Raw genomic sequence first — 16,027 nt, 5'->3', positions numbered from 1 at the left:
AAGTGGCGAGTAGATTAGGGATGTAAGACAACAACGATTTCTTAAACAGATAACACTTCAAACAACGTTTCCCGACAATTTATTACACTTTCTAACAGCACTTTCCCAAGTCTTGTAACAAACTTCTTACATTCTAAATTCTCGCAATTTTTAACTTACGAAAGGAATTCTGTATGTATCTAATCAAGTCAGCACTCACGTCTGCTGCCGTCTTCACATTAACCTTTGCTTCTTTTAGTCATGCCATTGAGCCGAAATCTAACGAATGGCAGGTTCGTTTAGGGGGAGGAGCCGCGGCTGCAGATTTGCCATGGAAAGGCATTGACAGTGAGTTTATCTCAATTCCCATTATAGATATTCAAAAAGGAAATTGGTTTATCAACAAAGATAGCCTAATTGGTTACCGCTTTCCTATTACTGAAGATTTATCTGTCTACTCTGGGTTGGGCTATCGTCAAGATGGCTATGACGGTGTATTCCGAGACGCAAAGTCTGAAGATAAGATTTTTGACGGATATGACGCGCCGGATGGCGATGTCACGGTTAACTATGGCGTCACCTATCTGTGGTTTACGCTCGCTGGTCACAGTGATATTTCCGATAATTCAGATTCAACCACGGCTACTTTTTCAGTATCAATCCCACTGTACAACGATGGTCGAGGATTTAAAATCTCGGCAGTAGGTAATGTAGAATGGCAGCAGTCTGATTATGTTAATTATATCTACGGAATAACTGGTGAAAATATCGATATTAGCCGAGGCCGATTCCGCTACTTAACTGCTGATGACGCTGTGAATTATTCCGCAGGGTTGACTGCGCATTATCAGATAAAAACACAACTCAGTCTGGTTGGTGGGATAACTCGAACTAAACTCGATGATGTTATTGCCAATAGCCCTTTGCTAGACAGAGACACCAGTGACCTCGCTTATGTTGGCCTAGTCTATCAATTTTAGGCTGTTGTCTGAGTTAAAATTAAATAAAAAACCCAAGTTAAACTTGGGTTTTTTATCATAATGCTTATTCACATCATCAACTAGTTTAGTCGCTTTCGGCGCTTTCCGCTTCTTGATTGTGTAGCTCAAGGCTTGCAGACATCGCGGCTTCACGATTAGACTTTGCCGAATCGTTGCGTAGCTCATCAATATGGTTGAGGTAGTTCTGGTCAACGTCACCTGTGATGTATTGACCATCAAATACCGAAGTCTCAAAGCGAACGATCTCTGGATTTTCTTGACCAACGGCTGCAATCAAATCGCTTAGGGATTGGTAGATCAAACCGTCCGAGCCAATACTCGCATTGATATCTTCCACTTCACGACCATGAGCGATTAGCTCTGATGCAGAAGGCATATCGATGCCATATACGTTCGGGAACCTTACCTCTGGTGCTGCTGATGCAAAGTACACGTTCTTCGCACCCGCTTCACGCGCCATTTCAACGATTTGCGCTGATGTTGTGCCTCGCACAATCGAATCATCGACAAGTAGCACGTTCTTACCAGCGAATTCTCTGTCAATCGCGTTAAGTTTACGACGTACAGACTTCTTACGCAGCTCTTGGCCAGGCATAATGAAAGTACGGCCAATGTAGCGGTTCTTAACAAACCCTTGGCGATAAGGAAGCCCTAGCACGGAAGCAATTTCAAGTGCGATATCACATGATGTTTCAGGGATTGGGATAACCACGTCGATATCTTTGTCGCCCCACTCTGTCGCGATTTTCTCACCGAGCTTGGTACCCATATTCACGCGAGTCGCATAAACAGACATTTTATCTATGTTTGAATCTGGGCGAGCAAAATATACAAACTCGAAGATACAAGGTGCAAGCGTCGTTTTAGCAGCGCAGATCTGAGAGAAAAACTCACCTTTTTCGGTTACGTAAATAGCTTCACCAGGTGCAACATCTCGCACAAACTCAAAGCCATCCGTTGCCAATGCAACACTCTCCGAAGCGAACATGTATTCCATGCCACGCTCAGTTTCTTTCTTACCGAACACAAGCGGACGAATACCATGAGGGTCTCTAAATGCCAAAATACCATGGCCGATGATCATCGCGATACTCGCGTAACCACCAGAAACAATAGACACAACCTCAGTTACTGCCGTAAACATGTCTTCCGCGTCTAATTTCATCTTGTCTGTTTTGCCAAGCTCGTGAGCTAAGATGTTCAGCAGGATCTCTGAATCAGACGTAGTATTAACGTGGCGACGCGCTTGAGTAAACAAACGCTCTTTTAATTTTTCTGCATTGGTTAAGTTGCCGTTGTGTGCAAGGGCAATACCAAATGGAGAGTTTACGTAGAAAGGTTGAGCTTCTGCTGAGCTTGAAGAGCCAGCAGTAGGATAACGTACATGACCAAGACCAATGTTGCCCTGTAGGCGTTTCATATGTCTTGTATGAAATACGTCTTTCACTAGACCGTTTGCTTTTCGTAAGCTAAACGTATTGTTGTCAATGGTAATAATGCCAGCCGCATCTTGGCCGCGGTGTTGCAAAACAGTTAAGCCGTCATAAATCGCCTGATTAACAGGAGATGTTCCGACTATCCCAACGATACCACACATTAAAAATTTCCTCGCCGATTAACGGTTTACTGAATCTAAAAAGCTCGAGTTATGTTCAAGATAGGAGAAAAACCACTCTATCACAAAGCCAAATTCAGGAATTAAGTTTGATGTTTTCCACCACTGCGTGTCTGGTGCACTGGTAAACGCATCAAGGAAAAAGAGTAAGGCGCTAACGACCAACACACCTCGAAGTCCACCGAATACAATCCCAAAGATCCTATCGGTGCCTGAGAGCCCTGTTCTTTGAACCAGTTCACTCAAGACATAATTAACAAGCCCGCCTAACATCAAGGTCGCAAAAAAGAGTATGGCTATTGCGGCTGCATTTCTTAAAAGGGGTTCTGAAATGAATGTTAGGAAGGTTGCGAGATATTGGTAAAAAATACTAGAGATGAAAAAAGCGCCGATCCATACGACAAGTGACATCGCTTCTTTGACAAAGCCTCGAAGCAAGCCAAAGATAGTCGATAAACCAACAATACCAAGAATGGCGTAATCAACCCAGATCATAGTAACCAATAAGTCGTTAATGTGGGGCGCATTCTAAAAGGTTTGGCATCTAAATGCCAGATCATTTTGTCACTTCAAATTGTGTCAAACGACCATTTAACTTAGTTAATTTCTTTAGTTCTGGTAACTTAGCTTCAAGTTCAGCTTTATTTAAGTCTGGTCCGACAAACACTTTTGTCAGTGTACCATTAGGGGTTTTAACGGGTTTTGTAAAGGTTTTAAAGCCATTGTCAGCAAGCTTCTTCGTCAGTGCATCGACGTTCGACTTATGCGAAAAGCTACCAAGCTGAATGACATAGGCCATTTTTGAAAAGTTAGCACTCTCTGGACGCGTTAATTTCGCCACCTCAACTTTGTCGGTCGTTGCGACGGGTTTCGCCTCAACGTGTGTAGGTGACGTATCTGATTGCGGCGTATTGGCTAGCGTTGTCTCTTCCGTGCCTTCTAGTTTTGCATCATCGGCGTCAATATCTTCCAACGGATCAGAGGGCAACTCAGGCGCAAGCTTGGCTTGCGCGTCCACTTTTTCTTGGAGATCAATGGTTTTGAACTCAGGTCTTTCAGGGATCGCTTGAAATCCTTCCTTGTAGTGGACCTTTTCACCATCAAGGATATTTGGAATAAAGATCACCGCAGCAACCACGACGATACTTGTTCCAACAAGGCGATTTATAAATACTGAGTTCACAACTTTACTCTCTACTAAACGTTAAATCTTCTTTGGTTATTTTCGCCAGTATTCCATTGCCTCAGCAACGGTAAAGAACGAGCCAAATACCACCAATGCCTGATCGCTCGTAAGGGTATCGAGCTGAGTATCAAGTGCTGCTGTAACGCTATCGAATAAGGTGACATTGCAACTTGGGTCAAGCAAAGGTTTAAGGTTTTCCGCACGCTCTCCACGAGGCCCTGAAAGTGAAGCTAAACTCCAGCTATCTACATATTGGGTGACTTCTTTCAGCACACTGGCTTTGTCTTTATCCGCAAGCATAGCGACTAAGGCATGAATTTTAAACCCTTTTTGCTTTAGTTCTTGTAACTTAGTTGCCAAATATCTTGCAGACTCTGGATTATGAGCAACATCTGTATAGACTAGCGGCGTGGTATTGAGTCGCTGAAAGCGACCTTCCACTTGCAAATTTGCCAAACAAGTCTTCACTGCATCATAGCTAGGTAGCAACTCAAGTTTAGCTAATACCGTTAACGCTGTCGCAGCATTTTGTGCTGGAATGGCTGGTTTGTCGAAGTGCCAATCAAAATCAAGATATTGCCATCTAAACTGAGAATCTAGCGGGGTAAAATAAAAATCGCGCTTTGATAACACCATATCTGCCGCAATTTCGTCGCCATAGTCTGTAACCGTATGTGGAATATTTAAATCGCCAACGATTGCAGGCTTACCACTGCGGAAAATGCCAGCTTTGTCATAGCCTACCAGCTCTCGGGTATCACCCAGATACTCTTTATGATCTAAGTCAACAGTCGTGATAACAGAGGCAAATGGCGAGACTATATTCGTCGCATCAAAGCGCCCGCCTAAACCAACTTCAAGCAAAATATAATCAACCTTACAGCGCTTGAAAATACTTAACGCGCCAAGCGTACCAAACTCAAAATAGGTCAGCTGAGTGTCTTTGCGGGTGTCATCGAGGAATTTAAATGCATCGATATGATACTGATCTTCAAGCTCTGCCCCATTCACTCGGACACGCTCGTTGTAGCGCACTAAATGTGGTGAAGCGTAGGTGCCAACCGAAAACCCTTGTGCGAGCAACAACGACTCCAAGCACCTGGCCGTTGTGCCTTTACCATTGGTTCCACCAATTAGAATAATTTTACTGAAAGGCTCAAGTAATCCGGCTTGCTCGGCAACTTGCGCTACACGCTCAAGTCCCATTTCAATGGTGGCTGGATGAATTGCTTCTAAATAACAAAGCCAATCATCAAGGCTTGATGATTGGCTAGGCTGTTTAACCGTCATAAGTTGAGTAGCTCAATTTGAAAAATTTACGCTACTCTATGCTCTTGTTCAGTGGAAGGCAAGTCCATAAACTTCGCCAAAATACGCGCTAACGTATCGCGCATTTCACGACGGTCGACGATCATGTCAATCGCACCGTGCTCTAATAAGAACTCACTGCGCTGGAAACCATCAGGTAGAGTTTCACGTACAGTTTGTTCGATAACACGTGGACCCGCAAAACCGATAAGTGCTTTTGGCTCTGCCACATTGATATCACCAAGCATTGCCAATGATGCAGAAACACCACCCATAGTTGGATCGGTTAATACAGAGATAAATGGCAAGCCTTTGTCACTCATTTTTGCCAATGCAGCACTTGTTTTTGCCATTTGCATCAATGACATAAGTGCTTCTTGCATACGTGCACCACCAGATGCAGAGAAACAGATTAACGGCATGTTATGTTCTAAACAAACGTTAACTGCATCAACAAATCTCGCACCAACAACCGACGCCATTGAACCACCCATAAAGGAAAACTCAAAAGCAACAGCAGCAACAGGAATACCCTTTACGCGGCCTTTCATTGCAACTAAAGCGTCTTTTTCACCACTTACCTTTTGCGCTTGAACGATACGATCTGAATATTTTTTAGAGTCTTTAAACTTTAATACGTCTTGTGGCTCATGCTCTGTGCCAAGCTCTTGACGATCTGCATCATCTAAAAAACTTTCAAGGCGCTTACGTGCCGTAATGCGCATGTGATGATCACACTTAGGACATACGTTTAACGACTTTTCTAATTCCGCTTTGTATAGGATTGAATCACAATCTGTACACTTTGCCCAAACCCCTTCTGGGATCTCTTTTTTACCAGAAGATTTAGTGGTTTTAGGTAAGATCTTTTCTAACCAACTCATTTGCAACTCTCTATCGTGCTTTATTCTGTTCCGTCAGTAAAGACAGACATCTTTTCCCAATTAAATCATGATTTAGCTATAGGTGATATAAAAAACTGGTCTTAAGAGTACAAGGTACTACATAAATATGACCGTTACACTAATTCCTCAGGCAAGAATAAAGGCCCAAGCGGCATCTTTTCTATTTGCCATTGTTCAGGATAGTCCACATCAACTAAATACAATCCGTTAGGTTTTGCCGTAGCACTTGCTAACGTGCGATCTTTTGCAACAAGCAGCTCCGCCATCCACTCAGGCTCTTGCTTGCCAACACCAATATCAAGTAAACAACCTGTAATATTGCGCACCATATGATGCAAAAACGCATTTGCTTTAATATCAATGACAATATATTTGCCAATGCGTTTCACCTCTAAGTGATGGATATTACGAAACGGCGTATTAGACTGACAATGTACCGCCCTGAAAGAAGTGAAATCTTGCTCCCCTATCATCACAGGGCATGCAACTTTCATTCTTTCAACATCAAGCTCGTGGTGAAAATGCGTTACGCCACTGCGTAAAATACCCGGCCTGTAGGTGTGATTATAAATAACGTAGCGGTATCGACGAGCTGTCGCAGAAAAACGAGCATGGAACTCAGGGTCGACTTCTTTAGCAAATCGTACCGCAATGTCGTCGGGAAGCTGAGAGTTCATTCCTAATGTAAAAGCGCTCATATCGCGAGCAGAATCCGTGTCAAAATGCACGAGTTGACCCGTTGCATGAACCCCTGCATCAGTGCGCCCCGCGCAAGTTATCTCAACGGGATGATTACAGATATTCGATAGCGCTTTTTCTATTTCTTCTTGGACACTGCTGACATGATTTTGCCTCTGCCAACCACTATAATTTGCACCATTATATTCAATGCCTAACGCTACTCGCATACTTTTTCTATCGCAACCCATAACAAAAACGACATTTTATGCCATTGGCGATGTGAATTAAAGCGCTTAAGCTAAGAAGTAGATGATGATACCGGCCAAACAAGGCAATTACTTTGTTTGGTCGGTATCGTTGATGTGAGTATTAAGACTCTGTAAGACTGGATTTAAGCGACTTAGCCTCAGCTTGCACCGAATCCGGACCGTTCTCAATAACATCGTTGAGCGTTGATATCGCCGAATCATAATCTTGAATTTCGATATAAGCTTTCGCTAAATCTAATTTAGCGGCGAATCCTTCATCCTCTAAATCAACATCCGTGGTATTTTCACCCGCTAATAGCTCTTCAAAATCGCCAAGCCCAACATCCATATTTGCACCGACGTAAGGTTCAACATCGCTATCAAGATCGTCGCTTTGTTCAAGTAGGTCTTCAATTTCTAAGTAGTCTTCTGTACCTTCGGCGTCCGTTGGTAACGCTTGGGCTTCCCCTGCGACCAATTCGTCTTGTAACAAGCTATCGAAATCTACTTCAAAATCTTCTGCATTTCCGGCGTCAAAGTCACTGGGATCGTCCAGTTCGCTGAGTAGAGCATCGAAGTCTGCTTGGGTAAAGTCAGCCATAAATTCTTTTTCAATCTCGGCTTCATTGACCTCTGGTAATTCAGATTCAGTTTGTGGCTCAGAAAGTAGAGTTTCCAAGTCATCTTCATCGTTTAATTCTGGCAGCACGTCTTCGATTTCAAGCTCAGGTTCAGACTCAAGCTCATCATTTTCTGCAGCTTCGACCGGTGCTTCAGGTTCGTCTTCAAGCAAGGTCTCTTCGTCAAAATCTGCGTTTAACTCTGGCAGATCATCTTCGATTTCAAGTTCAGGTTCAGACTCAAGCGTATCACTTTCTGCTGCTTCGACCGGTGCTTCAGGTTCGTCTTCAAGCAAGGTCTCTTCGTCAAAATCTGCGTTTAACTCTGGCAGATCATCTTCGATTTCAGGTTCAGGTTCAGACTCAAGCGTATCACTTTCTGCTGCTTCGACTGGTGCTTCAGGTTCGTCTTCAAGTAAGGTTTCTTCGTCAAAATCTGCGTTTAACTCCGGCAGCTCGTCTTCAACTTCCAGTTCAGGTTCAGACTCAAGCGTATTACTTTCTGCAGCTTCGACTGGTGCTTCAGGCTCATCTTCAAGCAAGGTTTCTTCGTCAAAATCTGCGTTTAACTCCGGCAGCTCGTCTTCAACTTCCAGTTCAGGTTCAGACTCAAGCGTATCACTTTCTGCAGCTTCGACTGGTGCTGCAGGCTCATCAGCAAGCAAAGTCTCTTCGTCAAAATCTGCAGTTAATTCAGGCAGCTCGTCTTCGATTTCAAGTGCAGGTTCAGACTCAAGCGTGTCACTTTCTGCAGCTTCGACTGGTGCTTCAGGCTCATCTTCAAGCAAGGTTTCTTCGTCAAAATCTGCGTTTAACTCCGGCAGCTCGTCTTCGATTTCCAGTTCAGGTTCAGACTCAAACGTATCACTTTCTGCTTCTTCGACTAGCGCTTCAGGCTCATCAGCAAGCAAAGTCTCTTCATCAAAATCTGCAGTTAACTCTGGCAGCTCGTCTTCGATTTCAAGCTCAGGTTCAGGCTCAAGCGCATCACTTTCAGCTTCGTCGAGCGGCGCTTCAGATTCGTCTTCAAGCAAAGTTTCTTCATCGAAATCTGCAGTTAATTCTGGCAGCTCGTCTTCGATTTCAAGTGCAGGTTCAGACTCAAGCGTGTCACTTTCTGCTGCTTCGACTGGTGCTTCAGGTTCGTCTTCAAGCAAAGTTTCTTCGTCAAAATCCGCACTAAATTCAGGCAAATCATCTTCATCAAAGTCAGAGATTTCATCGTCGAGAAGATCGTCATCAAGCCCATCCTCTATATCAAATTGAGCGTCATTGGATAATGCTTCTGATAGTGCTTTTTCGGTTTCGCTTTGCGAGTCAGTAGTTTCAAGTTCTTCACCAAGCTCCAGCTCTGGGTAACTATCTAGTTCTGCGCTTGGTTGCAGATCTTCTTCGTCAAGAAACTCTTCTTCTGCCAGTAAATCCACTTCGTCATTAAGTGGATCATCTCCCAGCTCAATTTCAACTTCTTCATCCGAGAAGTCGTCTTCAAGTTCAGCATCCAACTCAAACTGTTCTTCGGCTTGAAGCTCCTGTAATAGCTCATCAACACTTTTTAAATCAGGATCTTCAAATTCACTGTCTTCGTCAGCTTGAACATTCTCATCACTAAAATCTGCTTCATTGGCTAGATCGGACTGTAATGTATCTTCCACCGGTTCTTCTGGTGATTCCGGAATTGCATCCTCTTCATCCAACATACCAGACAAGTGTCCTGACTCCGTTTGCTCAGACTCTGCTAAAAGCTGTTCAGATCCTAGTTCACGCTCGTCAGATACCTCTTCCAGATTTGGTAAAGCATCTTCTGGTGCTTCATCTAATAAAGCATCAAGCTCGTTATCTGCTGGCTCACCAACTTCCTCTTCAAGCTCCGGCAAAGCTTCTTCTGCCGTTTCGTCAACTAATGTATCGAGTTCAACGTCGGCCAGTTCATCAGATTCATCTTCCAGTTCTGGCAAACCATCTTCTGGTGTTTCGTCAACTAATGCATCGAGATCGTCGTCGGCCAGTTCATCGGATTCTTCTTCCAGCTCTGGCAAGGCTTCTTCTGGTGTTTCTTCAACTAATGTATCGAGTTCAACATCGGCCAGTTCATCAGATTCTTCTTCCAGCTCTGGCAAACCATCTTCTGGTGTTTCGTCAACTAATGCATCGAGATCGTCGTCGGCCAGTTCATCGGATTCTTCTTCCAGCTCTGGCAAAGCTTCTTCTGGTGTTTCGTCAAGTAATGCATCTCGAGATCGTCGTCGGCCAGTTCATCAGATTCTTCTTCCAGCTCTGGCAAACCATCTTCTGGTGTTTCTTCAACTAATGTATCGAGTTCAACATCGGCCAGTTCATCGGATTCTTCTTCCAGCTCTGGCAAAGCTTCTTCTGGTGTTTCTTCAACTAATGTATCGAGTTCAACATCGGCCAGCTCATCAGATTCTTCTTCCAGCTCTGGCAACGCTTCTTCTTGTTTCTTCAACTAATGTATCGAGTTCAACATCGGCCAGCTCATCAGATTCTTCTTCCAGCTCTGGCAAAGCTTCTTCTGGTGTTTCGTCAACTAATGCATCGAGATCGTCGTCGGCGTGTTCATCGGATTCTTCTTCCAGTTCAGGTAACAGCTCTTCCTGTACTTCATCTAATAAAGCATCGAGTTCATCGTCGGCCTGTTCATCGGATTCTTCTTCCAGTTCAGGTAACAGCTCTTCCTGTGCTTCATCCAATAAAGCATCGAGTTCATCACCAGCGAGATCATCTGACTCTTCTTCTAATTCCGGCAACGTATCTTCTTGTACTTCATCTAATAAAGCATCGAGTTCATCGTCGGCCTGTTCATCGGATTCTTCTTCCAGTTCAGGTAACAGCTCTTCCTGTGCTTCATCCAATAAAGCATCGAGTTCATCACCAGCGAGATCATCTGACTCTTCTTCCAATTCCGGCAACGTACCTTCTTGTGCTTCATCTAATAAAGCATCGATATCATCACCAGCGAGATCATCCGACTCTTCTTCTAATTCCGGCAACGTATCTTCTTGTGCTTCATCCAATAAAGCATCGAGTTCATCACCAGCGAGAGCATCTGACTCTTCTTCTAATTCCGGCAACATATCCTCTTGCGCTTCATCCAATAAAGCATCGATATCATCACCAGCGAGATCATCGGACTCTTCTTCTAATTCCGGCAACGTATCTTCTTGTGCTTCATCCAATAAAGCATCGAGTTCATCACCAGCGAGATCATCGGACTCTTCTTCCAGTTCAGGTAATGTATCTTCTTGTGCTTCATCCAATAAAGCATCGAGTTCATCACCAGCGTGATCGTCAGACTCTTCTTCTAATTCCGGCAACGTATCTTCTTGCGCTTCATCCAATAAAGCATCAATATCATCACCAGCGAGAGCATCTGACTCTTCTTCTAATTCCGGCAACGTATCTTCTTGCGCTTCATCCAATAAAGCATCAATATCATCACCAGCGAGAGCATCTGACTCTTCTTCTAATTCCGGCAACGTATCTTCTTGCGCTTCATCCAATAAAGCATCAATATCATCACCAGCGAGAGCATCTGACTCTTCTTCTAATTCTGGCAACGTATCTTCCTGTGCTTCATCCAATAAAGCATCGATATCATCACCATCAAGCGTATCTGGCTCTTCGTTAATTTCAGCTAACGCATCGTCTTGAACTTCATTTAATAGAGCATCAATATCATCACCCGCAAGCTCACTACTTGGTTCCTCAAAATCAGGCAGTGCATCATCGTCAGCATCTTGAGATGCATCAAGTAGTGCATCGATATCATCAGCATCGACTAAGCTCTCACTATCAAAGTTGCCGCTAAATTCGGGCTCTTCATCTAGCGCCCCGTCAAGAATTGAATCGATATCATCGTCGTTTGCAACAGCATCCGCTTGCTCATCAGCAAGTTCCTCGCTCAGGGCAGCAAGCGCATCATCGCTAACATCAATTTCTTCGTCTTGAGACTCGTTGAACAAATCATCTAGATCGCTGTCACTTAAAATATCCTTGCTATCATCAACATCGAGCGAAACTTCATCATCAGCCTCCTCGAAGCTCTGTTGCATAAAGTCTTCGTCGTGATCATCACCAAACGAAATATCTTCGTTTAGTAAGCTATCCAGTTCGTCTTGATCTAACGTATCACTTCCTTCATCGAAGTCGTCATCAAGTGAGTCAAAGGTAATTTCATCGTCTTCAGGTAAGATATCGTCATCTAACTGAACGCTTGCGCCCAGTGCATCTTCATCGTCGCCCATTCCGATATCAAGTGGGTCTGGCTCAGGGTCAAATGCAGTCGCAGCGGTTGCAGCTCCCGCCGCAGCGCCTGCAGCCACGGATGGTGTTTGCGGAAGAAAATCGTCATCATCTGTTGACGTCTGAGATTGCTTTCTCCGGCGTAGGAACATAACGAATCCAGCAATTGCCAGTAGTGCTGGCAATGTAGCAAGTAATGCAATGCCAGCTGGCGAGCTAAAAAATGCGCTTAACTCGCTACTTTCTTGCGCTTTTGCTTGAGCGGCTTGCTGATCAATCATTTCATTTTGCAAGTCGATAACAGCCTTTAGCTGTTGTTGGATTTCGCTGTCTTTTCCAAGCTGAGTACGAACCGTTTGAAGCTCGGTAGAAATAGCGCCGAGCTGTTGCTTTAACTTATTGTTTTCGGATAGGATTTCTTCAACATTACGCACCGAGGACTTGAACTCTTTTTGTAAGTCCATCAGCCTCATGTCCTGTTCCATCTTTAAAGAGCGCAGTTGATTAGTCAGGTCTTTTTTTGCTTCTTCAACATCGACTTTACGAGCTTGCGTAACCTTTTTTTCAGCTTCGTTGATTGCATTTGGGTTCAATAATCCCTTACGCTTCATTTCCCAAAGTTTGTCATCTTGATCCGACTTTTGCTTTGCCAACTCAGGGTTTACACTGCGAATTTCATTGATGGTAGGAATACGTAAATACGCCCCATCCTGCATATGGTTGAGGTTTTTATCTAGAAATGAATTAGGATTTTTATCGTAAAGCGCCTTCATCACCTGATAAATGGTGACCGAGTCATCTGGTCGCACTTTTTGTGCTATACGCCACAATGTATCCGTGGGTCTGATAGGCCCTATTGACCGACCTTGAGCCCCATAATCAACCCCTTTAGGGCCTTTTAGCACTACCCCCTCTTGGGTATATACTGGTGTGGCAATCAGTGCGAATACAAAGATACTAAATAAGGCTAAACCGCGCATGCCGATCCTTTACTCAAATGTTTAACACCCGTTAAACGACATTTTATTATTATGGCTTTGAAGCAAGCTCTATTCCAAATGCAAACTATAAACCAGATATGTTGGAATATCCATTGCAACGTATTGAAAGTTAACATGGTTATAATGCTTTTTACTGATTCTGGAATAGTTGATATAGGTGAAGAATAGTCAAGTATTTGACCTAACGGCAAACTTCTTGGCAGAAGTTTGCCGTTATAACGCAGAATAGTAAGCAAAATTTTGCTTACTTTGCGATATCAAAGGGTACCTATAGATAGCTTTCTATAAGGGCTTCTGCTATTTGAATGCTATTTGTTGCTGCACCTTTTCTGGTGTTGTCTGATACCACCCATAAGTTTAAGCCCAATGGATGTGAAATATCTTGCCTTACACGACCCACATAAACGGTATCGTTACCACTTGCATCACTTACCGGTGTTGGGTAGTCGTTTTCGTCTTCAATTAGTTCAACACCCGGCGCATCAGCAAGTAACTGCTTAACATGTTCAAGATCATAAGGCATGCGCGTTTCAAGATGAATGGCTTCAGCATGACCAAAAAACACAGGAACGCGAACCGCAGTCGGGTTAACCAAAACACTTGAGTCGCCCAAGATTTTTTGCGTTTCCCACACCATCTTCATTTCTTCTTTGGTGTAACCATTTTCTTGGAACGCATCAATTTGAGGAATGACATTAAAAGCGATTTGTTTGCTAAACACTTCGTTTTCCATCGGTCTTGCATTCATTAAGTTTGCAGTTTGCTTAGCCAACTCATCTACCGCTTCTTTACCTGCACCAGATACCGCTTGATAAGTTGAGACATTAATTCTGTCAATGCCATAGGCATCATAAATTGGTTTAAGTGCCACTAGCATTTGGATTGTAGAGCAGTTTGGGTTAGCAATGATATTACGATTTCTAAAATCGGCAAGACTGTCTTTATTCACCTCAGGAACTACTAATGGAATATCAAAGTCGTATCTAAAATGTGAGGTGTTATCTATCACAATGCAGCCAGCGTCAGCGGCGATTGGTGCATATTTCTCCGACACGGAACCACCCGCTGAAAACAAACCGATATGGGCATTAGAAAAATCAAACTCTTCAACATCCAGAACTTCGATTTTTTCACCCATAAAGTCAATCTCTTCACCCGCGCTTCGGCTACTCGCGAGTGGGTATAATGTGTCTACAGGAAACTTTCGTTCTGCTAGTAATTCGATAATTTGCTTGCCAACAAGACCTGTTGCGCCAAGTACCGCAACATTATATTTTTGCGACATTATTTTTCCTCATTCTGTAATATACCAACCACAGCACTTAACTCTTGTGCTCAGAAAAGCCAAGTTGGTAAAGCTTTTCACTGATTGGTGAGTCATTATTGACTGCAATTGTACTAAATTCTCGACGCACGGGATATGCTTTACGCAAGGTATCAAAGCCCAATGTGTTTAGCTGTTTTCTCATGATGCCATCATCACGACGAATGTCATAAACAAGATGCGCTAAATTGATAATATCCTGCTCGTTGGCTGTGCTTTGCAATTGGCAGCCAGTGACACTTGGCTTAGGAAGAAAATCACTAATCGTTTTGCTGGCTGGTAAATCGAATTCTCGGCATACGGCTTCGTATAACATTTGCGTGCCTCGCGCCTTACCCTCTAGCGTATGGCCGGCAATATGCACAGATGCAAAGCGAGTATATTGCAATAATGACTGCAAAATATTCGGCTCATTTTCCCAAACGTCTAAGATCAGCTCGAGCGCTTGCCCCTTCTCTACCGCGTGCAAAAGCGCTTGATTATCGATAACATCTCCACGGCTTGCATTGATTATCACCGTACCCGGCTTTAATGCCGCTATCCGCGGTGCATCAAGTAGATGAACCGTTTTATGCGGGCCTTGCTTAACTAATGGAACGTGAAATGTCACGATATCCGCGCGCGCTAAGGCTTCATCTAAGGCTACATGTGAATCCAATGTCCCCGCTTGCTGTCTTACGGGGTCACACAATAATATCGTAAGACCAAGCCCTTTAAGCTTTGATGCCAAACACGCGCCAATATTACCAACACCAATGATGGCAATCGTTTTATCTTGAAGTGGCGTGGAAGTTTCTTGTGCGTATGCAAGTAGAGCGCTTATCACGTACTCGGCAACAGCTATCGCATTACAGCCTGGTGCGCTGCTGAACGAGATATTGGCGCTGGCCAACAATGAGGTATCAATATGATCAATCCCTATTGTCGCAGTCCCAACAAACTTCAGATTATCTGCTTGTGCTAACAGGGCCTCATTGACCTTAGTGACTGAGCGAGTCAACAGAATATCGACGTTTTTTAGCTCGTCAGGTTGAAGGTTACGGCCATCAAACCGTGTTACCTCACCAATTTCGCAGAAGAATGACTCAACTAAGGGCATATTTTGATCGGCTAATATTCGCATGCGGGTTTCCTGTCACCTATTGTCTCGAGTACTCAGGCGATAACACATCGCCTGAGTCGAGTTTAACATGGCAAGCTAGGCGACTAATAATAAAACCTTTTATTTTGTGTCACCGCTTTATTGCAACCAAACGCTATTGCAAAAAACATCACACAGCATACAAAAACGACCGCTCCCTTGAGACTTAACCAGCCACCTGAATCAAGCAAAGGACAAAACGTCATGGCCAACACGTTAATACAACACAATAATAAAGCCCAACGGGTATAAGCTCGGTAGCCAAGTAATGCGGCAAACAAACTGCTAAAAACATTAAAAATTACCGCTTCAGGAAAGAGGTGAAAGGCCGACAACATGGCGGCAAAGGCCAAAATAGTGACTAGATAAAAAATACTCTGCTGCATCTTGTTTCTCCTTAACATGGACAGCAATATCAACCGCTACACTAGGTCGTAGCGATAAATCCTAACTCACATAGCTACCAAGAAAATGGACTGCATTTGCTACTCCTTAGCAATTCTTAAAAGCACCATTTCGTGGCTATGCTTAACCCAATTGTAGAAACATTAACGTGTATTTCAATGCAAATCCGACATGAAGTTTTGGCAATTATAATGCACAGATAACGAACTTCTCTGAAAGAAATTTCATGTGCATTTTCGTCATATTGCACTACGTTCATTACACTTAAATATCGATCAGTAATTAATAGCGTTGAAAATTCTCTCAAGTTATAGCTGGGGTGTAATCAATAACTTTTAAATTACTGACAT

At 43.6% G+C, this 16,027-nt stretch carries 13 protein-coding genes; 1 reads left to right on the top strand and 12 read right to left on the bottom strand.

Annotation, left to right across the window (positions count from 1 at the left end; translation table 11 throughout):
- Positions 1–173: 173 nt before the first annotated feature.
- Positions 174–959: a MipA/OmpV family protein gene (locus PNC201_RS05550; RefSeq protein ID WP_010606275.1), complete on the top strand. Its 786-nt coding sequence runs from the start codon at positions 174–176 to the stop codon at positions 957–959.
- Positions 960–1,044: 85 nt separating this feature from the next.
- Here PNC201_RS05550 and purF read toward each other — a convergent pair whose 3' ends face one another.
- From purF to PNC201_RS05500, 12 genes are all read right to left on the bottom strand, one after another.
- Positions 1,045–2,577, bottom strand: a complete 1,533-nt coding sequence (gene purF / locus PNC201_RS05545; protein WP_010606274.1) for an amidophosphoribosyltransferase — start codon at positions 2,575–2,577, stop codon at positions 1,045–1,047.
- Positions 2,578–2,595: 18 nt separating this feature from the next.
- The gene (locus PNC201_RS05540; protein ID WP_010369359.1) at positions 2,596–3,090 is read right to left on the bottom strand and encodes a CvpA family protein; all 495 of its coding nucleotides are present in this window, start codon (positions 3,088–3,090) and stop codon (positions 2,596–2,598) included.
- 61 nt (positions 3,091–3,151) lie between these two features.
- Positions 3,152–3,778, bottom strand: a complete 627-nt coding sequence (locus PNC201_RS05535) for an SPOR domain-containing protein (RefSeq protein ID WP_010606273.1) — start codon at positions 3,776–3,778, stop codon at positions 3,152–3,154.
- A 36-nt stretch (positions 3,779–3,814) separates the two neighbouring features.
- Positions 3,815–5,071, bottom strand: a complete 1,257-nt coding sequence (gene folC / locus PNC201_RS05530) for a bifunctional tetrahydrofolate synthase/dihydrofolate synthase (protein WP_102056437.1) — start codon at positions 5,069–5,071, stop codon at positions 3,815–3,817.
- A gap of 26 nt (positions 5,072–5,097) precedes the next feature.
- Positions 5,098–5,973: an acetyl-CoA carboxylase, carboxyltransferase subunit beta gene (gene accD / locus PNC201_RS05525; RefSeq protein ID WP_010606271.1), complete on the bottom strand. Its 876-nt coding sequence runs from the start codon at positions 5,971–5,973 to the stop codon at positions 5,098–5,100.
- A 134-nt stretch (positions 5,974–6,107) separates the two neighbouring features.
- A complete protein-coding gene (gene truA / locus PNC201_RS05520; RefSeq protein WP_010606270.1) occupies positions 6,108–6,902 on the bottom strand; it encodes a tRNA pseudouridine(38-40) synthase TruA in 795 nt (264 codons plus the stop codon).
- A 142-nt stretch (positions 6,903–7,044) separates the two neighbouring features.
- Positions 7,045–9,744, bottom strand: a complete 2,700-nt coding sequence (locus PNC201_RS23485; protein WP_233525219.1) for a FimV/HubP family polar landmark protein — start codon at positions 9,742–9,744, stop codon at positions 7,045–7,047.
- A complete protein-coding gene (locus PNC201_RS23480; protein WP_233525218.1) occupies positions 9,687–10,010 on the bottom strand; it encodes a hypothetical protein in 324 nt (107 codons plus the stop codon). The genes PNC201_RS23485 and PNC201_RS23480 overlap by 58 nt, the downstream gene beginning before the upstream one ends.
- On the bottom strand, positions 9,964–12,786 hold the full coding sequence (locus PNC201_RS23475) for a FimV/HubP family polar landmark protein (protein WP_233525217.1): 2,823 nt from the start codon (positions 12,784–12,786) through the stop codon (positions 9,964–9,966). Before PNC201_RS23475 ends, PNC201_RS23480 begins: the two co-directional genes overlap by 47 nt.
- Before the next feature lie 289 nt (positions 12,787–13,075).
- Complete coding sequence (locus PNC201_RS05510; RefSeq protein WP_010606268.1) at positions 13,076–14,092, bottom strand: aspartate-semialdehyde dehydrogenase; 1,017 nt, start codon at positions 14,090–14,092, stop codon at positions 13,076–13,078.
- Positions 14,093–14,129: 37 nt separating this feature from the next.
- Positions 14,130–15,254, bottom strand: coding sequence for a 4-phosphoerythronate dehydrogenase (locus PNC201_RS05505; protein ID WP_102056436.1), 1,125 nt, complete (start codon positions 15,252–15,254; stop codon positions 14,130–14,132).
- Between the two features lie 83 nt (positions 15,255–15,337).
- Positions 15,338–15,658 (bottom strand): DUF6419 family natural product biosynthesis protein, encoded by a 321-nt coding sequence (locus PNC201_RS05500; RefSeq protein ID WP_010606266.1) that lies wholly within the window; start codon positions 15,656–15,658, stop codon positions 15,338–15,340.
- Between the last annotated feature and the right edge of the window lie 369 nt (positions 15,659–16,027).

This window comes from Pseudoalteromonas sp. NC201, assembly GCF_002850255.1.
Lineage (GTDB): Bacteria > Pseudomonadota > Gammaproteobacteria > Enterobacterales > Alteromonadaceae > Pseudoalteromonas.
This window is presented reverse-complemented; position numbering and strand designations above follow the sequence as displayed.